The sequence below is a fragment of the Pseudaeromonas aegiceratis genome, assembly GCF_046254905.1.
Taxonomy (GTDB): Bacteria; Pseudomonadota; Gammaproteobacteria; order Enterobacterales; family Aeromonadaceae; genus Pseudaeromonas; species Pseudaeromonas aegiceratis.
Genome location: NZ_CP158016.1, coordinates 546,833 through 570,000 on the forward strand (window position 1 = coordinate 546,833; position 23,168 = coordinate 570,000).

General features: G+C 64.5%; 22 protein-coding genes (1 of these 22 cut by a window edge). 15 read left to right on the plus strand and 7 right to left on the minus strand.

Annotated features, from left to right (window positions below):
- Positions 1–5: 5 nt before the first annotated feature.
- The 3 genes from ABHF91_RS02795 to ABHF91_RS02805 all read right to left on the minus strand — a co-directional run bounded on the left by ABHF91_RS02795 (position 6) and on the right by ABHF91_RS02805 (position 2,906).
- Positions 6–1,880 (minus strand): M48 family metalloprotease, encoded by a 1,875-nt coding sequence (locus ABHF91_RS02795; RefSeq protein ID WP_409421961.1) that lies wholly within the window; start codon positions 1,878–1,880, stop codon positions 6–8.
- Between the two features lie 9 nt (positions 1,881–1,889).
- Positions 1,890–2,483 (minus strand): LemA family protein, encoded by a 594-nt coding sequence (locus ABHF91_RS02800; protein WP_409421962.1) that lies wholly within the window; start codon positions 2,481–2,483, stop codon positions 1,890–1,892.
- Positions 2,484–2,582: 99 nt separating this feature from the next.
- Positions 2,583–2,906 (minus strand): HI1450 family dsDNA-mimic protein, encoded by a 324-nt coding sequence (locus ABHF91_RS02805; RefSeq protein WP_409421963.1) that lies wholly within the window; start codon positions 2,904–2,906, stop codon positions 2,583–2,585.
- A 131-nt stretch (positions 2,907–3,037) separates the two neighbouring features.
- On the opposite strand from ABHF91_RS02805, the gene ABHF91_RS02810 reads away from it, so the two are divergent.
- The 3 genes from ABHF91_RS02810 (at position 3,038) to ABHF91_RS02820 (ending at position 6,654) form a co-directional block, all read left to right on the plus strand.
- Positions 3,038–3,445: a bacteriohemerythrin gene (locus ABHF91_RS02810; RefSeq protein ID WP_409421964.1), complete on the plus strand. Its 408-nt coding sequence runs from the start codon at positions 3,038–3,040 to the stop codon at positions 3,443–3,445.
- A 155-nt stretch (positions 3,446–3,600) separates the two neighbouring features.
- Positions 3,601–5,868, plus strand: coding sequence for a DNA topoisomerase IV subunit A (gene parC / locus ABHF91_RS02815; protein ID WP_409421965.1), 2,268 nt, complete (start codon positions 3,601–3,603; stop codon positions 5,866–5,868).
- Positions 5,869–5,931: 63 nt separating this feature from the next.
- Positions 5,932–6,654: a 1-acylglycerol-3-phosphate O-acyltransferase gene (locus tag ABHF91_RS02820; RefSeq protein ID WP_409421966.1), complete on the plus strand. Its 723-nt coding sequence runs from the start codon at positions 5,932–5,934 to the stop codon at positions 6,652–6,654.
- A gap of 72 nt (positions 6,655–6,726) precedes the next feature.
- Here the strand turns inward: ABHF91_RS02820 and ABHF91_RS02825 are convergent, their stop codons facing one another.
- Entirely contained in the window at positions 6,727–7,749 is a 1,023-nt protein-coding gene (locus tag ABHF91_RS02825) for a GGDEF domain-containing protein (protein ID WP_409421967.1), read from the minus strand.
- A 147-nt stretch (positions 7,750–7,896) separates the two neighbouring features.
- On the opposite strand from ABHF91_RS02825, the gene rnr reads away from it, so the two are divergent.
- The 6 genes from rnr to ABHF91_RS02855 all read left to right on the plus strand — a co-directional run bounded on the left by rnr (position 7,897) and on the right by ABHF91_RS02855 (position 13,178).
- Positions 7,897–10,296 carry a ribonuclease R gene (gene rnr / locus ABHF91_RS02830; protein WP_409421968.1) on the plus strand — a complete coding sequence of 800 codons (2,400 nt, stop codon included), beginning with the start codon at positions 7,897–7,899 and terminating at the stop codon, positions 10,294–10,296.
- Complete coding sequence (gene rlmB / locus ABHF91_RS02835; RefSeq protein ID WP_409421969.1) at positions 10,293–11,027, plus strand: 23S rRNA (guanosine(2251)-2'-O)-methyltransferase RlmB; 735 nt, start codon at positions 10,293–10,295, stop codon at positions 11,025–11,027. The genes rnr and rlmB overlap by 4 nt, the downstream gene beginning before the upstream one ends.
- 166 nt (positions 11,028–11,193) lie before the next feature.
- Positions 11,194–11,580: a 30S ribosomal protein S6 gene (rpsF, locus tag ABHF91_RS02840; RefSeq protein WP_345014443.1), complete on the plus strand. Its 387-nt coding sequence runs from the start codon at positions 11,194–11,196 to the stop codon at positions 11,578–11,580.
- 29 nt (positions 11,581–11,609) lie between these two features.
- Entirely contained in the window at positions 11,610–11,840 is a 231-nt protein-coding gene (rpsR, locus tag ABHF91_RS02845) for a 30S ribosomal protein S18 (RefSeq protein ID WP_345014441.1), read from the plus strand.
- A 41-nt stretch (positions 11,841–11,881) separates the two neighbouring features.
- A complete protein-coding gene (rplI, locus tag ABHF91_RS02850; protein ID WP_409421970.1) occupies positions 11,882–12,331 on the plus strand; it encodes a 50S ribosomal protein L9 in 450 nt (149 codons plus the stop codon).
- Positions 12,332–12,419: 88 nt separating this feature from the next.
- Positions 12,420–13,178: a ferredoxin--NADP reductase gene (locus ABHF91_RS02855; protein ID WP_409421971.1), complete on the plus strand. Its 759-nt coding sequence runs from the start codon at positions 12,420–12,422 to the stop codon at positions 13,176–13,178.
- On the opposite strand, the gene ABHF91_RS02860 is transcribed toward ABHF91_RS02855, so the two are convergent.
- On the minus strand, positions 13,168–13,335 hold the full coding sequence (locus ABHF91_RS02860; RefSeq protein WP_409421972.1) for a hypothetical protein: 168 nt from the start codon (positions 13,333–13,335) through the stop codon (positions 13,168–13,170). The genes ABHF91_RS02855 and ABHF91_RS02860 overlap by 11 nt on opposite strands.
- 123 nt (positions 13,336–13,458) lie before the next feature.
- On the opposite strand from ABHF91_RS02860, the gene ABHF91_RS02865 reads away from it, so the two are divergent.
- From ABHF91_RS02865 to gshA, 3 genes are all read left to right on the plus strand, one after another.
- Positions 13,459–13,896: a YqaA family protein gene (locus tag ABHF91_RS02865; RefSeq protein WP_409421973.1), complete on the plus strand. Its 438-nt coding sequence runs from the start codon at positions 13,459–13,461 to the stop codon at positions 13,894–13,896.
- 14 nt (positions 13,897–13,910) lie between these two features.
- The gene (locus ABHF91_RS02870; RefSeq protein ID WP_409421974.1) at positions 13,911–16,742 is read left to right on the plus strand and encodes a M16 family metallopeptidase; all 2,832 of its coding nucleotides are present in this window, start codon (positions 13,911–13,913) and stop codon (positions 16,740–16,742) included.
- A 65-nt stretch (positions 16,743–16,807) separates the two neighbouring features.
- Positions 16,808–18,385 (plus strand): glutamate--cysteine ligase, encoded by a 1,578-nt coding sequence (gshA, locus tag ABHF91_RS02875; RefSeq protein WP_409421975.1) that lies wholly within the window; start codon positions 16,808–16,810, stop codon positions 18,383–18,385.
- Positions 18,386–18,433: 48 nt separating this feature from the next.
- On the opposite strand, the gene ABHF91_RS02880 is transcribed toward gshA, so the two are convergent.
- The gene (locus tag ABHF91_RS02880) at positions 18,434–19,762 is read right to left on the minus strand and encodes an IS4 family transposase (protein WP_409420458.1); all 1,329 of its coding nucleotides are present in this window, start codon (positions 19,760–19,762) and stop codon (positions 18,434–18,436) included.
- Positions 19,763–19,884: 122 nt separating this feature from the next.
- A complete protein-coding gene (locus tag ABHF91_RS02885; RefSeq protein ID WP_409421976.1) occupies positions 19,885–20,652 on the minus strand; it encodes an outer membrane protein assembly factor BamD in 768 nt (255 codons plus the stop codon).
- Positions 20,653–20,767: 115 nt separating this feature from the next.
- Between ABHF91_RS02885 and rluD the strand changes: the two genes are divergently transcribed.
- The 3 genes from rluD to clpB form a co-directional block, all read left to right on the plus strand.
- Complete coding sequence (rluD, locus tag ABHF91_RS02890; RefSeq protein WP_409421977.1) at positions 20,768–21,748, plus strand: 23S rRNA pseudouridine(1911/1915/1917) synthase RluD; 981 nt, start codon at positions 20,768–20,770, stop codon at positions 21,746–21,748.
- A complete protein-coding gene (gene pgeF / locus ABHF91_RS02895; RefSeq protein WP_409421978.1) occupies positions 21,739–22,476 on the plus strand; it encodes a peptidoglycan editing factor PgeF in 738 nt (245 codons plus the stop codon). The genes rluD and pgeF overlap by 10 nt, the downstream gene beginning before the upstream one ends.
- 115 nt (positions 22,477–22,591) lie before the next feature.
- Positions 22,592–23,168: the beginning of an ATP-dependent chaperone ClpB gene (clpB, locus tag ABHF91_RS02900; protein WP_409421979.1), read on the plus strand. It continues 2,003 nt past the right edge of the window; the window shows 577 of its 2,580 coding nt (coding positions 1–577); it begins with the start codon at positions 22,592–22,594; the stop codon falls past the right edge of the window.

Genomic DNA, 23,168 nt, shown 5'->3' on the forward strand with positions numbered 1-23,168 from the left:
GGGTGTCAGGGTCCGCCAGGGCCAAGACGCGGCGCCGGGATCGGGCAGTCCAGGCAGATGGCCAGCAGGTGGAACCACTCCAGCTCCACTTCGCTCACCTGCCGGTCCAGGGCGATCAGCTTGCTCAGGGTCTGCAGCACCCGGCGGCGCAGCGGCTCGCTGGCCTGCTGCAGTTGGCTCACGGCACGGGCCAGCTCTGTCACGCTGGGCTCCGGCTGTAACTGTTGCCGGTAGAGCCCCAGCTGGTTGCAGGCCAGGCCAAACAGCCGTTCGGCCGGCGCCTGGGGGCTGGCCAGCTGCTGGGCCAGGGCGCTGAGCAGCGCCGTCAGCTCGTCGGTCAGCTGGGCCGGCTTGTGGAAGCGGACCAGGGGCGCCGCCCGGCGGCCGAAGTGGCTGTCCAGCTGGTGGGTCAGCAGGCGGTAGGCCAGCCACTCGCTGATGGCCAGCCGGCCGTCGGCCATCATCAGCTGCAGCAGATCGTCCCGAAACGCCTTGTATTGCTGGGGGCTCAGCTGCCGCAGGGCCGGCAGGCAGAGCTCCAGCAACGCCAGTCGCTCACCGGCCTGGGTCAGCGGCGTCGCGAGCGCTTCCACCTCCTCGGCGCGGGTAAGATTGGCCAGCTGTCGGCGCCGTACCGTCTCGTCACCGTCCAGCAGCAGGGCGAAGATCAGCTGGCGAGCCAGCCAAGGGTCGCGGGCCGCCGTCACCTTGTCGGCGGGCAGCACCGCCAGCCAGCCATCGGGATCCGTCTCCAGCAGCCGGGGCTCGGCGGACTTGGGGGGCGGCGTCGTGCCCTGGGCGATGGCCAGGGCACCGGCCAGGGCCGCGCTCACCGGCGCCTCCTTCAGCCATTGACTGGTCACCTCGGCCCGGGAGGGGTGCTCGGGGGCGGGATCGGCGGGATCCGGAGCCAGATAGCGGCCGTCCCAGGCGGGATCCAGCCGACGAATGCGCTCGGCCAGGGGCGGATGGGTGGCAAACAGGCCGGAGAAGGTGCTGCCGAGGCCCTGGCAGAAAAACAGGTGGCTGTACTCCTCGCCGGCCCGGTGAAAGATCAAGGAGGCGTACTGATGACCGCCCACCTTCTTCAGGGCATTGGCCAGGGCCAGCGGTTGGCGGGCAAACTGCACCGCCGCCGCGTCGGCCAGAAATTCCCGCTGCCGGCTGACGGCGGCACGCATCAGGCGGCCCCACTGCTGTCCCACGTAACCCAGCAGCATGAGCCCCAGCCCCAGCAGGGTCCCGCGACCGCCGCGACCCCGCCGGCTGTTGCCGCCATGCCACAGCTGGCGGCCCAGCTGGCCCAGTCCCACCAGACCGTAGAGGCCGGCGGTGAGCCGCAGGTTCAGCCGCATGTCGCCATTGAGGATGTGGCTGAACTCATGGCCCACCACCGCCTGTAGCTCGTCCCGGCTCAAGGCCTGCAGGGCGCCGCGGGTCACGCAGATCACCGCATCGTTGAGGGTATGGCCGGCGGCGAAGGCGTTGATCCCCGGCTCCTGCTCCTGCAGGTAGAGGCCCGGCATGGGCAGGCCGGCGGCGATGGCCATCTCCGCCACCACGTTGGCAAAGCGCCGCTCCAGCGGATCCTCCGGCGCGGGCAGCACGGGGCGGGCGCCCAGGGCCTCGGCCACCTTGCGGCCGCCCTGCAGCAGGCTGAGGTAGCGAAAGGCGCAAAACAGCAGCATGGCGCCCAGGCTGGCGGCGCTGGCCCCCAGCAGCAGCTGGACGCTGCCGCCACGCCAGAAGCTGGTGCTGAAGGCCGCCAGAAACAGCAGGCCGGTCAGGCCGGAGACCAGAGCCAGCCCCAGCAGATAGAGCAGCAGCCATTTCAGGCTGCGGCGCTTGGCACTGTCCTGTTGCTCGAAAAAATCCAGCATGGTGGCGGCTTAGTGGAAGCTGACCTTGGGTACTGTCTGATGGTCGTCGCCGGGGATCTCCAGCAGGCTGGCATCCTGCGGGTGGCCCAGGGTGGTGGCCAAGAGTACGGTGGGGAAGCTGCGCCGCTGTATGTTGTACAGGGTCACGGCGTCGTTGAAGGCCTGGCGGGCGAAGGCGATGCGGTTTTCCGTGGAGGACAGCTCCTCGCTCAGCTGGGCCATGGTCTCGTTGGCCTTGAGCTCGGGATAGGCTTCCACCTTCAGGCTGAAGCCGGCCAGGGCTTGGCCCAGACGCCCTTCGGCCTGGCTCAGAGTGGCCAGGGCGGCGGCCTCGCCGGGCTGGGCGCGGGCCACCTGCAGGCCGGCCAGGGCCTCGTTGCGGGCCTGGGTGACGGCGCTCAGGGTCTCTTTTTCGTGGCTCAGGTAGCCCTGGGCCGTCTCCACCAGGTTGGGGATGAGATCGTAGCGGCGCTTGAGCTGGACGGCGATCTGGGCGAAGGCGTTCTCGTAACGCCCCTTCAGGGTCACCAGGCGATTGTACAGGGTGGCGATGAACAGGCCGGCGAGCAGCACCAGGCCCAGCAGGGTGGCAAGAAACAGCATGGGTCACATCCTCCGTGAGAAACCTGCCTGCACCTTAGCGCAAGGGGGAGGTGGACCCAAGCCGTTGGGAGTCAAATTGAGACGTTGGCGCGGCCGGCGTTAGCGTTCCTGCCACTGGATCTGGCAATTACGATCTTCCGGATCCCGGCTCATCAGCAGGCGGGCGAACAGGGTGTCGAACTCCTCGTCATCCCCCAGCAGGCCGATGCAGATCTCCACGTGGCGGGCGGGATCCAGCTCAAAGTCCAGGTACTCCTGCCAGTCGGCATCCGGTTCGCTGTCACCCAGGGCGCCGCGGGTTTCGAACTCGGCGTTGAACAGGGTGATTTGCTCCTGGCTCAGGTTGTCGGCGGCCAGCTCCAGAAAGATTTCGTAGGCGTGATCGAGCAGCTCGTCTGTGCTCAGCAGGGGGGTGTCTTGCATGATGACCTCGGCATGGGTAACTGGGCGCTATTAGAGCATGGATCAGGGGGCGGATCATCCGGGGCATATCCCCTTCTCATCCTATGGTCTTGTGCTATGGTTTTGGGCAGGTAGTTTAGGAGTCTTGTCCTGTGGTAGCCCAGCATCCTTACCCCTCCCACCCCAGCGGCCATCCCCTGTTGGATCACCAGCATCAGGAGCTGGCCCGTCAGTTGGTCCAACTCGAAGCCTTGCTGGCCGACCCGGCCGACGAGACGCAGCTGCTGACCAGCCTGACGGCGCTGGATCGCCAGATCCGCGAGCACTTTCGCTGCGAGGAGCAACTGATGGCCGACCAGCACTACCCCCAACTGGCCCAGCATCACCTGCAACACCAACAGATAGCGCAACAGGCCGATGCCCTGCTGCGGCAATACCACAAGGGGCAGGTCAGCCTGGCGGAGCTGGTCTCCCGCTTCTTGCAGGAGGTGGCGGCGCCCCATATCCGGGAGGATGACGCCGAACTGCTGCGCTACCTGCATCACCGTGCCCGGGGCTAGCTTCCAGGGAGTGGCAACTGAAGCCTAACCCTGTGTCCTCTCTCACCTTTTTCTTGCTGTGATTCCGGGTGGCGATGGTAGTCTAGTCGCGCAACGTGTCATTATGGCGCCAGGCCCCGCCCTGGGGCAGCCAACCGGAATTAGCAGAAACCATCATGAGTGATGTCGAACTGAGCCTCGAAGGGGTGGAGCAGCTGCCGCTGCATACCTTCACCGAGCAGGCTTACCTCAACTATTCCATGTACGTGATCATGGATCGGGCCCTGCCCCATATCAGCGACGGCCTGAAGCCGGTGCAGCGGCGCATCATCTACGCCATGAGCGAGCTGGGCCTGTCGGCCCTGGCCAAGTACAAGAAGTCCGCCCGTACCGTGGGGGACGTGCTGGGTAAGTACCACCCCCATGGCGATTCGGCCTGTTATGAGGCCATGGTGCTGATGGCCCAGCCCTTCTCCTACCGCTATCCCCTGGTAGACGGCCAGGGCAACTGGGGGGCGCCGGATGATCCCAAGTCCTTTGCCGCCATGCGTTACACCGAGGCGCGGCTGTCCAAGTTCTCCGAGCTACTGCTCTCCGAGCTGGAGCAGGGCACAGTGGAGTGGGGGCCCAACTTCGACGGCACCCTGAAGGAGCCCCAGTACCTGCCGGCTCGCCTGCCACACATCCTGCTCAACGGCGTCACCGGCATTGCGGTGGGCATGGCCACCGACATACCGCCCCACAATGCCCGTGAGGTGGCCCATGCCTGTGTCGCCCTGCTGGACAACCCCAAGGCCGGGGTGGCCGAGCTGATGGGTCATATCCAGGGGCCTGATTACCCCACGGCGGCGGAGATCATCACGCCGCGGGAGGAGATCGCCAAGATTTACGCCTCCGGCAAGGGCTCCATCAAGATGCGCGCCGTCTACCAGGTGGAGGATGGCGACATCGTCATCACGGCCCTGCCGCACCAGGCCTCCGGCGCCAAGGTGCTGGAGCAGATCGCCGGCCAGATGCAGGCCAAGAAGCTGCCCATGGTGACGGATCTGCGGGATGAGTCGGATCACGAGAACCCGACCCGCATCGTCATAGTGCCGCGCTCCAACCGGGTGGACGCGGAGCAGCTGATGCAGCACCTGTTCGCCAGCACGGATCTGGAGAAGAGTTATCGGGTCAACCTCAACATACTGGGGATGGACCACAGGCCCCAGGTTAAGAGCCTGCCCCAGCTGCTCACCGAATGGCTGACCTTCCGCCGCGAAACCGTGCGCCGCCGGTTGCAGCACCGGCTGGAGAAGGTGGAGCGCCGGCTGCACCTGTTGGATGGTTTGCTGGTGGCCTTTCTCAACCTGGACGAGGTGATCCACATCATCCGCACCGAGGACGAGCCCAAGGCGGTGCTGATGGCCCGCTTCGCGCTCACCGAGGCCCAGGCCGACTATATCCTCGACACCCGGCTGCGCCAGTTGGCCCGCCTGGAAGAGATGAAGATCCGCGGCGAGCAGGATGAGCTGGCCAAGGAGCGCGACCAGCTGCAACAGCTGCTGGGTTCCGAGCGGCGCATGAATAGCCTGCTGAAGAAAGAGCTGCTGGCGGATGCCGAGAAATACGGTGACGATCGCCGCTCCCCGCTCATCGAGCGCGAGGAGGCCAAGGCCCTCACCGAGAAGGAGCTGACCCCCAGCGAGCCGGTAACCGTGGTGCTGTCGGAGATGGGCTGGGTGCGGGCCGCCAAGGGTCACGAGGTGGATGTGGCTGGCCTCTCCTACAAGGCCGGCGACGGCTATCTGGCCTCGGCGCCGGGGCGCAGCAACCAGCAGGCGGTGTTCCTCACCAACCAGGGCCGCACCTATGCCCTGGAGGCCCACAGCCTGCCGTCGGCCCGCTCCCAGGGCGAGCCGCTCACCGGCCGTTGCAGCCTCAACCCCGGCGAGCAGGCCCGCCATGTGCTGTTGGCACCGGAGGAGCAGCGTTTCCTGCTCTGCTCCGACGCCGGCTATGGCTTCGTCTGTCGCTACAGCGATCTCATCAGCAAGAACAAGAACGGCAAGGCGCTGCTCTCCATCCCGGAGGGGGCCGAGGTGATGGTGCCCCAGCCGGTGCCCGATGGCGACGGCATCCTCTGCCTGACCATCAGCGCCGACGGCCGCATGCTGCTGTTCCCGTTGCAGGACTTGCCGGAGCTGGCCAAGGGCAAGGGCAACAAGATGATGGGCATCAGCAGCGCCAAGCTGGCCAGCCGCGAGGAGTTTGTCAGTCAGCTGGCCCTGGTGCGGGAGGATCAGTCCGTGGTGCTCTACGCCGGCAAGCGCAAGCTGACCTTGAAGCCCAGCGATCTGGCCCACTATCGGGGCGAGCGGGGGCGGCGCGGTGCCAAGCTGCCCCGTGGGCTGCAGCGGGTGGACAAGATTGAACCCGTTATCGAGGAGGGGGCCTCCGCGTGAGGCCAGATCGCCAACCCCAGCTGAGGCCGCTATACTGCGGCCTCTTCATCTAGAGGGATAACCATGCTTAAGTTTTTCCGCGTGCTGCTGCTGGGCATCTTGATGGTGTGCTGGTTTGTCTTGGGCCTGCTGCTGTGCCTGGCCCGGCCGCGCCACCGCAACAACAGCTACCTGCTCTCCCGCTGGGGGCTGCACCTGGCCTGCCCGCTGCTGGGCATCAAGGTCAAGCTCGTCATACCCGAGCAGTGCCGTAACCTGGGGCCGGCCATCTATGCCGCCAACCACCAGACCAACTGGGACATCATGGTGATGACCGGCGTGGTGCGCCCCGGGGTGGTGGCGGTGGGCAAGAAAAGCCTGCTGTGGATACCCCTGTTCGGTGCCCTGTTCTACCTGGGGGGCAACATCCTCATCGACCGGGGCAATCGGAGCAAGGCCATCGACACCATAATGCAGGTGGTGGATCGCATCCGCGGCCGCCGCATCTCGGTGTGGATGTTCCCCGAGGGTACCCGTTCCAAGGGGCGCGGTCTGCTGCCGTTCAAGACCGGTGCCTTCCATACCGCCCTGCAGGCCAAGGTGCCCGTGGTGCCCGTGGTGGCCTCCAGCTATGCCGAGCAGATCGACCTCAATCGCTGGGACAATGGCGAGGTGATCGTCGAGATGCTGCTGCCCGTTTCCACCGACGGCTGGCGGCGGGAGAGCATCCGTCAGCATGGTGATGAGATCCGTGCCGTGATGACGGCCAAGCTGGCCGAATTGGACGCCCAGGTGCGTCGCCCCTAACCACAATCGCCCCAAACAACAAGGGCCCGTCGCCATGGCGACGGGCCCTTGCCTCCCGCTTTTCGATTCCGCTTACAGACTCATGGGCATGACGCGGTTGCGGCCCAGGGCCTTGGCCTGATAGAGCAGATCGTCTACCCGGCGCATCAGGGATTCGTAGTCGTCGTCCGTCTGGTATTCGGTGACGCCAAACGAGGCGGTGATGCGGCTGACCCGCTCGCCGCTGCGTCTATCCATGATGCTCAACCGCTCTATGGCCCGGCGTAGGGCTTCGGCGAACTGGCGGGCCACCGTCAGGTTGCGCTTGGGCAACAGGATACACATCTCCTCACCGCCGATGCGGTAGGCGACTTCGCCCTCGCGGCAGGCTTCGCTCAGGCGGCGGGCCAGGGCCTTGAGCACCTGATCGCCGAACAGGTGACCGTACTGGTCGTTGAGGCGCTTGAAGTGGTCTATGTCCATCAGCACCAGCGCAAAGGGACTCTTGTTGCTGAGGTAGCCCCGCAGCGCCTCGTCGAAGGCCCGGCGGTTCAACAGGCCGGTGAGGGCATCCTGATAGGCCAGCTCCCGGCTCTTGGCCAGGCTCTGCTTGAGCTCGGCGATCTCGTTATTGGCCTCGGCCAGCTGGGCGCTGAACAGCCGGGTGCTCTGGCTGATGCCCCGGCCGCCCTGGATCAGCTCCCGCACCAGACCCGTGGTCTCCTCAATGGACAGCCCCTCGCTTTCGAAGCGGCTCAGCTTGGCGAAGCTGTTTTCCAGCACCTGCTGGAACTGGCCGGTATCGTTCAGGGTGTCGGCCATGGTGGCGCCCAGCTCCAGCAGCATGGCCTCCAGGCTGAGCTTGGTCTGCTCCAGGCTCTGGCTGGTTTCGTCCGCCACATGCTGCTGATAGAGACGCTCGCTGGTATGGGCCGAGCAGTGGCCCTGCTGGCGGATGGAGTCGTCGATGGCCTGGCTCAGCTCGGGGTTGCGTTGTGCCACATAGGTGTACCAGACCGCATAATTGGTGGGCGTGGTGGGGATCTGGTACTTGATCATCAGGGGCAGCGCCTGCTTCAGGTAGGCGCTGGCCTCGGTAAAGCTGTCTTTGGACATGAGTGTTCTCTGGCTGCACAGGGTGCCGGCGTTGGGCTCAGTGTAAGCCGGCCGTTGCCGATTGTCTGTGAAATCGTCGCTGCCAATGGCAACTGGCTTTCGTTATACTTTTGACGTCCCTCAAAATTCTGACAGGCCTGCCGACTTATGTCCTCCCAAGATACGCCCGCACAAGATCCCTTCCTGGCCCGCGAAGCCGAAAAATACGACAACCCCATTCCCAGCCGTGAGTTCATCCTCGCCATCATAGAGCAGCGCCAGGCGCCGGTATCCCATGCCGAGCTGGTGACCGAGTTCAACCTGCAGGAAGAGGAGCAGGTCGAAGCGCTGCGGCGTCGTCTGCGGGCCATGGAGCGGGATGGCCAGCTGATCTTCACCCGGGCCAAGAGCTACGCCCTGCCGTCGCGCATGAACCTGGTGAAGGGCACTGTGCTGGGTCACAAGGATGGCTTCGGCTTCCTGCGTCCCGAGGGCGGTGGCAGCGATCTGTTCCTGGGCCCGCGGGAGATGAGCGGCCTGATGCACGGCGACTTCGTGCTGGTGCAGCCCACCCGCACCGATGCCAAGGGGCGGCAGGAGGCTCGTCTGGTGCGCCTGCTGCAATCCCGCGAGCTGGAGATCGTCGGCCGTTACTTCATCGAGAACGAGGTCTGCTTCGTGGTGCCCGATGACAGCCGCATCGACCAGGACATCCTGATCCCCGCCGGCAAGAACCTGGGGGCGCGTCAGGGCCAGATGGTGGTGGCGCGCATCACCCAGCGGCCCACCGCCCGGGTCAACGCCATGGGCGAGGTGATCGAGGTGCTGGGCGATCACATGGAACCTGGCATGGAGATCGAGGTGGCCATTCGCAACTATGGCATCCCCCATGTCTGGCCGTCCGAGGTGCTGACCCAGATCAAGGATCTCCATGAGGAGGTCTCGGAAGAGGCCAAGGCGGGCCGAGTGGATCTGCGGGGCATCCCCCTGGTGACCATAGACGGTGAGGATGCCCGGGACTTCGACGATGCGGTGTTCTGTCAGGCCAAGCCCGCCGGTGGCTGGCGCCTGTGGGTGGCCATCGCCGACGTCTCCTACTATGTGCGACCGGGCCAGCCGCTGGATCATGAGGCCGAGCTGCGGGGCAACTCAGTCTACTTCCCCGAGCAGGTGATCCCCATGCTGCCGGAGGTGCTGTCCAACGGCCTCTGCTCCTTGAATCCCCAGGTGGATCGCCTGTGCATGGTGTGCGAGATGACCATCTCCGCCCAGGGCAAGCTCTCCGGTTACCGCTTCTACGAGGGGGTGATGAACTCCCACGCCCGCCTCACCTACTCCAAGGTGGCGGCCATCCTGGACGGGGACCCGCGCCTGCGGGAGCATTACGGCCCCCTGGTGCCCTACCTGGAAGAGCTGCACAAGCTCTATCACGCCCTGAAGCGCAACCGTCATCAGCGCGGCGCCGTGGAGTTTGAGAGCGACGAGACCCGCTTCGTGTTCAACGCTCAGCGCAAGATCGAACGCATCGTGCCCCTCATCCGCAACGACGCCCACAAGATCATCGAAGAGTGCATGATCCAGGCGAACGTGGCGGCGGCCCGCTTCATCGAGCACCACGAGGCCGATACCCTGTTCCGTATCCACGAGCGGCCCGGCGAGATGAAGCTGGAGACCTTCCGCCACTTCCTGGCCGAACTGGGGCTGGAGCTCAAGGGCGGGCTGGAGCCCGAGCCGCGGGACTTCGCCGACCTGGCGGAGCTGGTGCAGGACAGGCCCGATGCCGAGCTCATCAACACCATGCTGCTGCGCTCCATGCAGCAGGCGGTGTACAGCGCCGACAACCAGGGCCACTTCGGCCTGGCGCTCAAGTCCTACGCCCACTTCACCTCGCCCATCCGCCGCTACCCGGATCTGGTGCTGCACCGGGCCATCAAGTTCCAGCTGGCCAAGGAGCAGGGCAAACCCAAGCACAAGTGGACCCCCACCGGCGGCTACAACTACCAGTACGACGAGGTGGCGCCCCTGGGCGAGCAGTGCTCCATGACAGAGCGGCGCGCCGACGAGGCCACCCGGGACGTGGCGGACTGGCTCAAGTGCGAATACATGCAGGATCACGTGGGGGACGAGTTGGACGGGGTCATCGCCTCGGTCACCGGCTTCGGCCTGTTCGTCCGTCTGTCCGAGCTGCACATCGATGGCCTGGTGCACATCAGCACCCTGACCAACGACTACTACCAGTTCGACCCGGCCCGCCAGACCCTGATCGGCCAGACCTTCCGTCGGGTCTACCGGCTGGGGGACAAGGTGCGGGTCAAGGTGATGGGCGTCAGCCTGGATGATCGCAAGATCGACTTCGTGCTGGTGGAGGACGGGGTCGCCCTCGGTGGCAACGGGGGCAAGAGCGGCAAGGGGGCGCGCCAAAAGCCGGCGCCCGCGGCGGCCAGGAAGGGCCCGGCCAAAGCCGCCCGAGCCGGTGACGGCAAGAAGCGCAAGAGCAGCAAAAAACCGGAGGCGGATGCCGACAAGAAGGTGCCGTCCAAGGCTAAACGTCAAGGCAAGAAGAAATGAGTAGTGAGATGATCTACGGCATTCATGCCGTTACCGCCCTGCTGGAGACCGCGCCCGAGCGCTTCATCGAGGCCTGGGCCCTCAAGGGGCGGGAGGATGACCGCCTGCTGCCCCTGCTGAACCTGCTGCGCAAGTACGGCGTCAGCATCCAGTTCGTGCAGCGCAAGACCCTGGATGACAAGGCCGAGGGGGCCATCCACCAGGGCATCATTGCCCGCATCAAGGAGGGCAAGAAGTACGAGGAGGCGGATCTGTGGGATTTGCTGGATAAGCAGCCGCACCCCTTCCTGCTGGTGCTGGACGGCGTCACCGACCCCCACAACCTGGGGGCCTGCCTGCGCAGCGCCGATGCCGCCGGGGTCCATGCTCTGATAGTGCCGCGGGACAAGTCGGTGAGCCTCAACGCCACCGCCCGCAAGGTGGCCTGCGGCGCGGCCGAAACCGTGCCCTTCATCCAGGTCACCAACCTGGCCCGCACCCTGCGGGAGCTCAAAGATCGCAACGTCTGGGTGGTGGGTACCGCCGGTGAGACAGACGACGAGCTGTTCGATGCCAAGCTCACCGGGCCCCTGGCCCTGGTGATGGGAGCCGAAGGCAGCGGGCTGCGCCGCCTGACCCGGGAGCATTGCGATCAGCTGATCCGCATCCCCATGGCCGGCGCCGTGTCCAGCCTCAACGTCTCCGTGGCCACCGGCATCTGCCTGTTTGAAGCGGTGCGCCAGCGCCGTTGAGCCTGCCAGCCTGGGGGCGGTGACAAAATCGACACAGGGATTGCCACCGCCCCGTCTCCCACGTACAATAGCGCGCCTTAAATCGGTCAACACACCAACTAAGTTCCTTGCCTTCGACGGCCCGACCGAGCCTCGACGAAGGCTACTAACCCGTAAGGAGCAATCCATGCGTCATTATGAAATCGTCTTTATGGTTCATCCGGACCAGAGCGAGCAGGTTGCCGGTATGATCGAGCGTTACACCGGCGCGATCGAAACTTCCGGTGGCAAGATCCATCGCCTGGAAGACTGGGGCCGTCGTCAACTGGCTTACCCCATCGACAAGCTGCACAAGGCTCACTATGTGCTGATGAACGTAGAGGCCGAACAGGCTGTGATCGACGAGCTGGAAAACAACTTCCGCTTCAACGATGCCGTTATCCGCAACATGATCATGCGTACCAAGCAAGCTGTGACCGAAGCCTCTCCGATGGCCAAGGCTCGCGAAGAGCGCCAAGGCCGTCGCGACGATCGCGCGGAAGAAGGTGCTGCTGCTGAAGCCGCTGCTGAGTAATTACTGAGTACTTAAGAGGATCACTGCAAATGGCACGTTATTTCCGTCGTCGCAAGTTCTGCCGTTTCACCGCTGAAGGCGTAACCGAGATCGATTACAAAGATATCGCTACCCTGAAGAACTACATCACTGAATCTGGCAAGATCGTACCGAGCCGTATCACAGGTACCCGCGCCAAGTATCAGCGCCAACTGGCACGCGCCATCAAGCGTGCTCGTTACCTGGCTCTGCTGCCGTACACCGATCTGCACAACAAGTGATCGGCGTCTGGGCCTAACTCAACACATACCGAGGAAAGGTAATGGAAGTTATTCTGCTCGATAAGATCGCCCGTCTGGGTGGTCTGGGTGACAAGGTCACCGTTAAGTCTGGTTTTGCCCGTAACTACCTGATCCCGCAGGGGAAGGCTGTTATGGCCACCAAGGCTAACCTGGAAATGTTCGAAGCCCGTCGCGCCGAGCTGGAAGCCAAGCTGGCTGACCAACTGGCTGCTGCCCAGGCTCGTGCCGCTCAAGTCGAAGCCCTGGAGAAGGTGGTTATCGCCTCCAAGTCTGGCGACGAAGGCAAGCTGTTCGGCTCCATCGGTAACCGTGACGTGGCTGATGCCGTCACCGCCGCCGGTGTGACCATCTGCAAGAGCGAAGTTCGTATGCCCGAAGGCGCCCTGCGCTACACCGGCGAATACGAGATCGCCCTGCAGCTGCACGCTGACGTTAAGACCGCCGTCAAGGTGGAAGTGGTTGCCGAGTAATCGCGCATCCCCGATAAAGAACCCGCGCCTGTCGCGGGTTTTTTATTGCCCAAAATCCATCTACCCTGAGAAAAACAGGGGGTGAACCATGGCGGAGTGGATCCAGGGCCGGGTGATCGGCCGACGGGATTGGAGTGACAAGCTGTTCTCCTTGCGGGTGCAGGCCGAGCTGCCGCCCTACCAGGCGGGTCAGTTTACCCGCTTGGCCCTCGACCTGGCGGGCGAGCGGGTGGCGCGGGCCTACTCCTTCGTCAATCCGCCCAGCTCTGATCATCATGAGTTCCTGCTGGTGCGGGTGCAGGGCGGCAGGCTGAGCCCGGCGCTGGGGCAGCAGGCGGCGGGAGCTCCCCTCTGGCTGGCACCCCAGGCCGGCGGCTTCCTGACCGAGCCGGAGATCCCCGAAGGTGACCGGCTCTGGCTGCTGGCCACCGGCACCGGCATAGGGCCGTTTCTCTCCCTGCTGAGCGACGGCGCCGTGGCCCGCCGCTTTGCCCGGCTAGTTCTGGTGCACGGGGTGCGGGAGGGGGCCGAGCTGGTCTATCCCGAGTTGATCGCCCACTACAGCCGTCAGTGGGGCGAGCGGTTTGTCTATCAGCCCCTGGTGACCCGACAAGCCTGGCCCGGGGCCTTGCCGTTGCGCATTCCGGCCGCCCTGCTCCAGGGGGTGCTGGCCCAGCGGCTGGGCCTCAGTCTGGATCCGGCGCAGGATCGCGTCTTGTTGTGTGGCAACCCGGACATGGTGGCGGACAGCCTGGCGGCGCTGGAGGCGCTGGGCTTTAGCCGCCATCGCCGGCGGGCGCCGGGCCAGGTGTTGCTGGAGAACTATTGGAGTCCGGCTAGTGGGTGAGCCAGATCATCAGGGTCAGGAAGGCGGCCAGGCCGCCCCCCAAGCCGATGATCCAGTAAAAGCCGGTGAGCCCCTGGCGCCAGGGGATGCGGAAGTAATACAAGAAGGCCCACCACAACAGTGCCAGCAGCAGGGGCAATAGAAACAAACGACTCATCGCGTCCTCGTTAATCCCTTGTTATTCTTCGCTCTCTTATTCTGAGCTGAGTGTAGTGTGAGAGCCAGAGCATGACCTCCCTCCTTTGCCACCGATTTGCCGTCCATGGGCCCATGAGCTGGGTTGTCCGCCATGTTTGAGCTGGGCGCAGGTTGCGGCCTGTTCGCCGCCGCGTTTGCCTCCGCCACCCTGTTGCCGGGCGGCTCCGAACTGTGGCTGGCGGTCCTGATGCAGCAGCAGCCGGAGCAGTTGTGGTACTGGTGGAGTCTGGCCACCCTGGGTAACACCCTGGGCTCCCTGACCACCTTTGGCCTGGGGGTCTGGTTATCGGGGCGTTGGGGGGCGGCGCGGTTTGATAAGCGGGGTCAGCAACGGGCCCTGGCCTGGTTGCGGCGCTATGGTCCCTGGAGCCTGCTGCTGGCCTGGCTGCCGGTGGTGGGGGATGGCCTCTGTCTGCTGGCCGGCTGGCTGCGCTGCGGCTGGCCATCGGCCTGTGTGTTGATCGCCCTGGGTAAGGGCGTCCGTTACCTGCTGGTGGCGGGGATCGTGAGTCTGATATGAAGGAAGGCGTGAGCATGAGTTGGGGGAACAAGGGCGTGGTACGCCTGTGGCTGCTGGTACTGTGCTGGAGCTGGGGGACGTTGGCCTGGGCGGACATCCGCCTGTTGGACGAGCACCAGGCGGCGCCGGGCAGTCAGGACATCAGCTATCAGCGCTATCGGCTGGAGAACGGCCTGACCCTGCTGCTGCACGAGGATCATTCCGATCCCCTGGTGCATGTGGAGGTGACCTACCACGTGGGTTCGGCCCGGGAGGTCCCCGGCATGACCGGCTTCGCCCACCTGTTTGAACACATGATGTTCCAGGGCTCGGCCCATGTGGCAAATGGTCAGCACTTCGCCCTGGTGCAGGGCGCCGGCGGCGATGCCAACGGCGAAACCGGCCGGGATCTCACCCGCTACTACGAGACGGTGCCCGCCAACCAGCTGGAGCGGGCGCTCTGGCTGGAGTCGGATCGCATGGGCTTTCTGCTGCCGGCCCTGAGCCAGCACAAGTTCGATATCCAGCGCGCCACCGTCAAGAACGAGAAGGGACAGAACTACGACAATCGCCCCTATGGCCGGGTACGGGAGCAGCTCTCCGCGGCGCTCTACCCGCCTTCTCATCCCTATGCCTGGCAACCCATAGGCCGGGTGGCGGATCTGGATCAGGCCACCCTGGGGGATGTGCAGCAGTTCTTTTTGCGCTGGTACGGCCCCAACAATGCCACCCTGGCCATCGGGGGCGACCTTGATGTGCCCCAGACCCTGGCCTGGGTGCAGCACTACTTTGGCGCCATCCAGCCGGGGCCTGAGCCCAGCCGGCTGGCGCCGCAACCGGCCTGGCTGCCCCGTACCCGTCACCTGACCCAGGAGGATGACATCCACCTGCCGCTGCTCTACATGGCGATCCCAACCGTCTGGTCCGGACAGGCGGACGAGGCGGCCATGGACGTGCTGACGGACCGGTTGGGCGGCTCGCGCACCTCCCTGCTCTACCAGCGACTGGTGAAGACCGGCCTGGCGGTGAGTGCCGGCGCCAATCACAACTGTGGCGAGCTGGCCTGCACCCTGGAGATCTGGGCCTATGCCAATCCCCAGCAGGATCCCAGCCTGGCGCCCCTGTATCGGCAGATCCAGCAGATCCTCGCCGATCCCCAGCTGGGGCAGGTGAGTGCCGACGGGCTGGCCCGCATCCAGGGCCGGCTGCAGGCCTCCGCCGTCTGGGGGCTGGAGAGCGTGGCCGGGCGGATGGCGGTGCTCTCCAGCGGCCAGGTGCTGCGCGATGACCCCCGCTATGAGCTCAAGGCCTTGCAGGCCATGGGGCAGGTGACGCCACAGGCGGTACAGCAGGTCTATCGGCGCTATGTGCAAGGCGCGCCGGCCGTGGTACTGAGCGTGGTGCCGCGAGGGGAGACGGGCCTGGCGGCGGCGCCGGCGGACTTCGTCTCTGCCCCTGTCTCGGCCATGCCCCGGGCCCAGGGGGCGCCTTTGCCCCTGCGACCCACCCCGGAAGGGGCGCGGGCCCAGCCGCCGGCGGCTGGAGAATGGACGGGCAATCCCCCGCCGACCCTGTGGCGGGCCAGCCTGGGCCAGGAGATCGCCCTGATGGGCAGCGAGCAGCACGAGATCCCGGCCATTTCCTTGTTGCTGGCGTTGCCCGGTGGGCGGCAGGTGGAGACGCCCCAGACCCTGGGGCTGGCGGAGCTGACCGCCCGGGTGGTGAGCCAGGGCAGCGTCGGACTCAGCAACGAACAGCTCAGCGATCGGCTGCAACGGCTGGGATCCAGCCTCAGCCTGTCGGTGGGGGAGGACTACACCCTGGTACAGCTCAGCTGCCTCACCCGCCATCTGGATGAGAGCCTGGCCCTGCTGCAGGATATCTGGCAGCAGCCGGGCTTCCGTGAGGCGGATTTTGCCCGAGTGAAGGCCCAGCTGCTGCAGTCCCAGGCCCAGGCACAGCGCTCCCCGGTCTGGTTGGCGGATCAGACCCTGGCGCGGACCCTGTATGGCCCGGCGCAGCGCCAGGGCCAGCCCGATCTGGGGAGTCCGGCCCAGCTGGCCAGCTACCGCCTGGCCGACGTGCAGGCCTTCTATCGCGCCCATTATGGCGCGCGGCAGGCCAAGCTGGTGGTGGTGGGCGACATCACCCAGGCCGACCTGTTGCCCAAGCTGGGCTTCTTGAGTCAGGGTCCCCTGGCCGGCGGTAGCGGGGCGGCCAAACCGCAGCCGAGTCATGGCGTGGCCAAGCCCGGCATCTACCTGCTGGATCAGCCTGGCGCTCCTCAGTCGGTGATCCGCATCGGCCGTACCGCCCTGCCGTTTGATGCCCTGGGGGCTGACTTTATGAACCGCCTGGCCAACTATCCCCTGGGCGGCGCCTTCAACTCCCGGCTGAACCTGCGGTTGCGGGAGCAGCTGGGTTACACCTATGGGGTGAGTGCGGGTTTTGGCAGCGATCGGCACGGTGGCGAGTATGTGCTGAGCACTCAGGTGCGCCAGGATGCCACCGCAGATGCCATCAAAGAGGCGCTGCAGCTGTTGCAAGAGTATGCGGCCAAGGGGCCCACCGCGGCGGAGCTCCAGCAGATGCAGCAGGCCCTGCCGCTGCAGGACGCCATGGCCTACGAGACCCTGGGGCAGAAGGCGGGTTACCTGATGCAGCTGCTGCTGGATGATCTGCCGGCCGATACCGCACAACGTCAGCAGGCGCTGCTGGCGGACCTCGGCCTGCCGCCCTTGCAGCAGGCCGCCGCCCGCTGGCTGGATCCGGCACAAATGGTGATTGTGGTGGTGGGGGATGCCCAGGCGCTTGAAAAATCCCTCGCCAGGCTCCACCTTCCCCTCTATTCGGTGGCCGCGCCCTAAACGCGGCCTGGGCCCCCTTGCGGGCACCCTAATTGGGACGGCGAGTCCGTCTCGTAAGGAAACCTATGGCAACCTGTCTTTCCCTGACCGATATGCTGACCGGCTTTGGTTCGGCGGATCGTCTTTCTTCCCTGCGGGGTATCCGTCGCGGCCTGGAGCGCGAGGCGCTGCGCATCACCCCGGAGGGACGCTTGTCGGTGCAGGACCATCCCAGCAGCCTGGGGGCGGCACTGACCCATAGCCACATCACCACCGACTATGCCGAGAGCATGATGGAGTTCATCACGCCGGCGTCGGATTCGATGGAGAGCCTGCTGAACCAACTGGGGGACATCCATCGCCACGTGCTGCGGCATCTGGGCCAGGAGCGGCTCTGGCCGCTGTCCATGCCCTGCTTCATCGGCGATCAGACCCCCATCCGGCTGGCGCAATATGGCCGCTCCAACGAGGGACGCATCAAGACCCTCTATCGCCAGGGCCTGCACCATCGCTATGGCAGCCTGATGCAGGTGATCTCCGGGGTGCATTACAACTTCTCCATGCCCGACAGCTTCTGGAGTGAGTGGCAGGAGATCCAGGCGGCCAAATGTCAGTGCAAGCGCTTCATCAGCGATGGCTACATGGGGCTCATTCGTAACGTCTACCGTTTCGGCTGGTTGGTGCCCTACCTGTTTGGTGCCTCGCCGGCGCTGTGCAGCTCCTTCTTGCGCGATCGCCCCTCCAGCCTGCCGTTCCAGAGCCTGGGCAAGGGCACCCTGTATCTGCCGTACGCCACCTCGTTGCGGCTGTCGGATCTGGGTTACACCAACAAGGCGCAGTCGGTGCTCGCCATTCAGCACGACAACCTGGCCAGCTACGTGGGCAGCGTGCGGCGCGCGTTGCAGACCCCGGCCCCCGAGTTTGCCGCCATCGGCGTCAAGGTGGGGGACGAATACCGCCAGCTCAACGACAAGGTGCTGCAGCTGGAGAACGAGCTGTACGCGCCTATCAGGCCTAAACGCAGCCTGCGTAACGGCGAGCGGACCCTGTGCGCCCTGGAGCGGCGGGGCATCGAATACATAGAGCTGCGCACCCTGGACGTGAACCCCTTCTCGCCCTTGGGGGTAGAGGCCGAGCAGCTTCGCTTCCTGGATCTGTTTCTGGTCTGGTGTTTGCTGCGGCCGTCCCCGCTGCTGGAGGAGGCCGAGGTGGCCCGCAACCGGCGCAACCTCAACAAGGTGGTGCTGGAAGGGCGCCGGCCAGGACTGCAGCTGGAGAACGAACAGGGTGAGCTGAGCCTGCGGGATTGGGGCGAGCAGCTGTTTGACGAGCTGGCCCTGGTGGCCGAGCTGCTGGACAAGGCCTACGGCCGCATCCAGTACCAGCTGACCCTGCAGCAGCACAGAGCCATGCTGCGGGATCCCAGCCTGACCCTGTCGGCTCGTCTGCTGGATACCTTGCTGGCCGGTGAGTTGGACAACGGCGTGCTGGGGCGTCAGCTGGCGGACCGCTATGGCCAGCAGCTGCTTGAAGAGCCTCTGCGCTTTTGGGACGAGGAGTACTTCGCCGAGGAGGCGGAAGCCTCCCTGGCCAAGCAGGCGGATATCGAGGCGGCGGATCACCTGGGCTTCGACGATTTCCTGAGCCACTACCTGGCCCGCTAGTCGCCGCTGCAGCGACAAAAACGGCGCCCTTGGGCTAATGCCAGTCAGTTAAGCCTGACTGGCATTGTTTTTACTAGGTTTTCTCGTCGCATACTTCTGTGGTTTGGCTTTGACACACCTGGGATAACTTCGTTCTCGGCGGGCAGGTAACTTGAACTGCTCCGCCTGTTTGTCCATGTCGGCGACGCGGGCTGGAATATTCCCCGGTGATACGAACGGCAGGCAACTGAGCTCATGCAGCAGATACACCGATGCCATGTGAAAGCTCAGCTGGCTGGCCGTATAGCCTTTTAAGCTCGCCGCCATTCTAACCATCTGATATCTCAGCAGGTTATAGGCCAATACCAAGCCCCATAGCTCCTGCCTTACTCCATCGGGTTTCTTGCTGCGCAGCGTCAGCCTGTGCTGTTGCAGGCTCTGTTTCATCTCCCGATAGCCCAGCTCGATTTCCCAGCGATTCTGGTATAGCTCCATCAACTCGCTGGCCGGGAAGCGCATCGGGTCGGTTAGCGACGTCAGCACCTGGCGCTCCTTGCCATTCACCGTCCGGGTCAGCAGCCGGGCTTCGAGCTGCTCCGGTAACTCGCTCCACTTCTTCTTAGCCTGCGGACTGGCGGTGAGCCGTACCAGCGCATCCTGCCGCCCCAGCTTGCGGATGACCTCGTATTGCGTGCCCTTTTTCAGCGGAATAAGCCAGTGACGCGCCACGCCCTGGCATTGCCAGGCGTGTAGCAATCCCAGTGAGTAGAAGCCCTTATCGAACAGGGTCAGGCTGTTATCGGGTGTTTTTTCAATGAGTTGCTCTGCCAGCACCATCTCGTTCACCGCACAGGAGTCCATCACGGTCTGAGTCAGCAGGTGACTGGTCAGCTCCATCTGACACAGCATGCGTACCTGGGGATACTGCGTCTCGCCCTGGCCGGTTTTCGACTTGGCAAAGGCACCGGCATTGTCCTGGGTATCGGGGGTGCGCCAGACCACCCCATCGACGGCCAGCAGCTGCAAGCCGGCCCAGGTTGGGTGCTGACACTGCTGATGCCAGAGCGTAGCGGTCTGCTGGAACACCTGTTGAACGGCTCGGTCAGCCAGTTTTTGGCGCGCCTGGATGAAGGCACTGGGAACGACGAATGGCCGGTCGCCGGGTAACAGGATATCGAGCTGGTTGGCCAATTGGGTCATGGGGACGTGACGAAACAAGGACATACCGATAATGGCCCACAGCACCCGCTCCATGGGCATGCGCCGTCGACGCAGGGAGACCGAGCCTGTCTTGGCCAGGCAGGCCTGCACCAGTTCAGGTGACAGCAGGTCAGACAGGGACTCAAATTTTCCGGGAGGACAGGCGTGAATGAAGTCGAGAGCTTGGTCGATGCGCATAAAAAATCCGAAACCCAACAAGGAGTTTCGGATTTTTACACAGCCTGAGGATCGGTCAATGGATCCTTAACTGATCGGCATTACGCCCTTGGGCGCCGTTTTTCGTGTATGTGCTGTCCCGCTTAGGAGGATTTGCGGGCCAGGCTGTCGTTCGGGTAGTTGGTGGCCAGCACCTGACGGGCGTGCTCGGCCAGGGTCGGCATCTCGAGCTTGTCGTAGGCCTTGATCATGATCTCCAGCGCCGGTTGTACCGCCGGGGTGTCCGGGTAGGTTTCCAGCAGGTATTTGCCGCGGTTGGCGGCGGACAGCCAGGCCTTGCGGCGCATGTAGAAGTCGGCCACCGCCAGATCGTAGCGGGACAGGCGGTCCTTGAGGTAAACCAGGCGGCTGCGGGCATCGGCGGCATACTTGCTGTTGGGGTAGCTCACCAGCACGCGCTTGAGATCGGCGAAGGCCTGACGGGCATAGGCGGGATCACGATCGAAGCGATCCATGCCCAAGACGGATTGGAAGAAGTTATAGTCCGCCTGCATGTTGGTCAGGCCGCGCATGTAGAACACATAGTCGATGTCCGGGTGGGCCGGATTCAGACGGATGAATCTGTCTATGTTGGCGATGGCCTGGGCGGTGTCGGCGTTCTTGTAGTAGGCGTAGATCAGATCCAGCTGCACCTGGTTGGAGTAGGGGCCGAACGGATAGCGACTATCCAGCGCCTCCAGCACTTCCACTGCTTTTTCGTAGTTGCCGGAGTCCAGCTGCAACTGGGCCTGCTGGAACAAGACTTCCGGCGGTTCATCAGGAATGGTGGGCTTGGAAGATGAGGAAGAACAGCCTGACATCAGGCCGGAAATCAGGACAAGCGCCAGTAGCGGGCTAGACTTCTTCAGCATTGCATCGGATCCGGTTTGGCAGAATTGCAGAAGTATCCGTTAAGCTCGGGCAAAAGAAAAGCTAGAATAGCCGATTCTTGGCAGTCGCCAGAACATAGTCAACCAGAGATCGAGCATGAGTCACGCCATCGAATTAACCGGGGTTTTTGATGCCCAACACTACGGCAAACGCCTGGATCAGGCCCTGTCAGACCTGTTTCCAGACTACTCGCGTACCCGGATCAAGGAGTGGATCCTGCAGGACATGGTGACCCTGGATGGTCAGGTCGCCAACAAGCCCAGAGACAAGGTGATGGAAGGCCAGCAGGTACGCATCCTGGCCACCATAGAGGAGGCCCAGCACTGGCTGCCCCAGGATATCGAGCTGGATATCGTCTACGAGGATGATGACATCCTGGTGATCGACAAGCCCGCCGGCCTGGTGGTCCACCCGGGTGCCGGTACCCCGGACGGCACAGTGCTCAATGCCCTGTTGCACCATTACCCCGAGATCGCCGAGGTGCCGCGGGCCGGTATAGTGCATCGCCTGGACAAGGACACCACAGGCCTGATGGTGGTGGCCAAGAGCATTCCCGCCCAGACCCACCTGGTGGATGCGCTGCAGCGCCGCGATATCACCCGGGAGTACGAAGCCATCGCGGTGGGGCACATGACCGCGGGTGGTACGGTAGATGAGCCCATCAGCCGGCACAGCACCCTGCGGACCCACATGGCCGTCAACCCCATGGGCAAGCCGGCGGTGACCCACTACCGGGTGGCGGAGAAGTTCCGGGCCCATACCCGGCTGCGGTTGCGGCTGGAGACCGGGCGGACTCACCAGATCCGGGTGCACATGGCCTACATCAAGCATCCCCTGGTGGGGGATCCCGTCTACGGTGGCCGTCTGCGGCCCATCCGTCAGGCCACTCCCGAGCTGACCGAGGCACTGCGCGGTTTCAAGCGCCAGGCCCTGCATGCCACCATGCTGCGTCTGGAGCACCCCATCACGGGTGAACTGATGGAGTGGCACTCTCCCATCCCTGAGGACATGGTCGAGCTGTTGGAGGTGCTGCGGGCCGACACCGCCGCCCACCCGGATGACATCGTATGGATTTGATCCGTCCCCAGTGGCCGGCTCCGTCCCGGGTGCAGGCCTGTTTCACCACCCGGGATGGCGGCGTGAGCGAAGGGGTGTATGCCGGCCTCAACCTGGGTAACCATGTGGCCGATGCGCCCCAGGCCGTGGCACAAAACCGTCAGCGTCTGCGGCAGACCCTGGGGCTGGCAAGCGAGCCCCTGTGGCTGGAGCAGGTGCATGGTACCGAGGTGTTCCATTGTCAGGGGGCGGCTACCCAACAGCCCCCCAGGGCGGATGCCGCCGTCACCCGCCTGACGGGGCAGGCCTTGACCGTGATGACCGCCGATTGCCTGCCGGTATTGCTGTGCGATGAGGCCGGCAGCGTGGTGGCCACCGCCCATGCCGGCTGGCGTGGTTTGTGTGACGGTGTGCTGGAGCAGACAGTACAGGCCATGGGCATGCCGGGGGCGCAGCTGCTGGCCTGGCTGGGCCCGGCCATAGGCCCCAATGCCTTTGAGGTGGGAGATGAGGTGCGGGCCGCCTTCATGGCGCAGGATCCGGCCGCCAGTGCGGCGTTTCGCCCCCATGTGCCGGGCAAGTGGTGGGCCGATCTGCCCCTGCTGGCGCGCCAGCGGCTGGCTTGCGTCGGCATCCGTCGGGTGTATGGCGGGGAGTTCTGCACCCATGGCGATGCCCGGCGTTTCTACTCCTACCGCCGTGACGGTCAGACCGGACGCATGGCCGGGCTCATCTGGCTGACGCCATAACAGCACAACCATAAAAGCACAAAAAGTGGCCTTGAAAGCCACCCGGTCACCCCCATCTTATGCTTAACAGCGACGACGCGGTCGTCGCCATGATGCAAGCAAAAGGGGTAGTGACATGCGTCTTGATCGTCTCACCAGCAAGTTCCAGGTGGCCATCTCCGACGCCCAGTCGTTGGCACTGGGCCGGGATAATCAATTCATCGAACCCATTCATCTGATGCTCGCCCTCCTCAATCAGGAGGGGGGCTCGGTGCGCCCGCTGCTCACCCTGGCAGGGGGGAACGTCAGTCAGCTGCGCACGCAACTCAATCAGGCCCTGGATCGCCTGCCCAAGGTCAGTGGCACCGAGGGGGATCTGCAGATCTCGCCCCAGCTGGGCCGGCTGCTCAACCTGTGTGACAAATTTGCCCAGCAGCGGGGGGATCAGTTCATCTCCTCCGAGATGTTCGTGCTGGCGGCGTTGGAGGATCGCAGCGGCCTGGGAGAACTGCTCAAGCAGGCCGGGCTCAACAAGGCCGGCCTGGACAAGGCCATCGATGAGGTGCGCGGTGGCGCCAAGGTGGATGATGCCGAGGCTGAAGAGAAGCGCCAGGCCTTGCAAAAGTACACCATAGATCTCACCGCCCGGGCCGAGGCCGGCAAGCTGGACCCCGTGATTGGCCGGGACGAGGAGATCCGCCGGACCATACAGG

Excerpts from the sequence above, each read along its gene's own strand:
- ABHF91_RS02860 (WP_409421972.1), bottom strand. The coding sequence starts at position 13,335 with ATGAGTCGTTTGTTTCTATTGCCCCTGCTGCTGGCACTGTTGTGGTGG.
- rpsF (WP_345014443.1), top strand. The coding sequence starts at position 11,194 with ATGCGTCATTATGAAATCGTCTTTATGGTTCATCCGGACCAGAGCGAG.
- rplI (WP_409421970.1), top strand. The coding sequence starts at position 11,882 with ATGGAAGTTATTCTGCTCGATAAGATCGCCCGTCTGGGTGGTCTGGGT.
- ABHF91_RS02800 (WP_409421962.1), bottom strand. The coding sequence starts at position 2,483 with ATGCTGTTTCTTGCCACCCTGCTGGGCCTGGTGCTGCTCGCCGGCCTG.
- ABHF91_RS02880 (WP_409420458.1), bottom strand. The coding sequence starts at position 19,762 with ATGCGCATCGACCAAGCTCTCGACTTCATTCACGCCTGTCCTCCCGGA.
- ABHF91_RS02805 (WP_409421963.1), bottom strand. The coding sequence starts at position 2,906 with ATGCAAGACACCCCCCTGCTGAGCACAGACGAGCTGCTCGATCACGCC.
- ABHF91_RS02795 (WP_409421961.1), bottom strand. The coding sequence starts at position 1,880 with ATGCTGGATTTTTTCGAGCAACAGGACAGTGCCAAGCGCCGCAGCCTG.
- rpsR (WP_345014441.1), top strand. The coding sequence starts at position 11,610 with ATGGCACGTTATTTCCGTCGTCGCAAGTTCTGCCGTTTCACCGCTGAA.
- ABHF91_RS02870 (WP_409421974.1), top strand. The coding sequence starts at position 13,911 with ATGAGTTGGGGGAACAAGGGCGTGGTACGCCTGTGGCTGCTGGTACTG.
- rlmB (WP_409421969.1), top strand. The coding sequence starts at position 10,293 with ATGAGTAGTGAGATGATCTACGGCATTCATGCCGTTACCGCCCTGCTG.
- rnr (WP_409421968.1), top strand. The coding sequence starts at position 7,897 with ATGTCCTCCCAAGATACGCCCGCACAAGATCCCTTCCTGGCCCGCGAA.
- gshA (WP_409421975.1), top strand. The coding sequence starts at position 16,808 with ATGGCAACCTGTCTTTCCCTGACCGATATGCTGACCGGCTTTGGTTCG.
- ABHF91_RS02825 (WP_409421967.1), bottom strand. The coding sequence starts at position 7,749 with ATGTCCAAAGACAGCTTTACCGAGGCCAGCGCCTACCTGAAGCAGGCG.
- rluD (WP_409421977.1), top strand. The coding sequence starts at position 20,768 with ATGAGTCACGCCATCGAATTAACCGGGGTTTTTGATGCCCAACACTAC.
- ABHF91_RS02820 (WP_409421966.1), top strand. The coding sequence starts at position 5,932 with ATGCTTAAGTTTTTCCGCGTGCTGCTGCTGGGCATCTTGATGGTGTGC.
- ABHF91_RS02885 (WP_409421976.1), bottom strand. The coding sequence starts at position 20,652 with ATGCTGAAGAAGTCTAGCCCGCTACTGGCGCTTGTCCTGATTTCCGGC.
- ABHF91_RS02855 (WP_409421971.1), top strand. The coding sequence starts at position 12,420 with ATGGCGGAGTGGATCCAGGGCCGGGTGATCGGCCGACGGGATTGGAGT.
- pgeF (WP_409421978.1), top strand. The coding sequence starts at position 21,739 with ATGGATTTGATCCGTCCCCAGTGGCCGGCTCCGTCCCGGGTGCAGGCC.
- parC (WP_409421965.1), top strand. The coding sequence starts at position 3,601 with ATGAGTGATGTCGAACTGAGCCTCGAAGGGGTGGAGCAGCTGCCGCTG.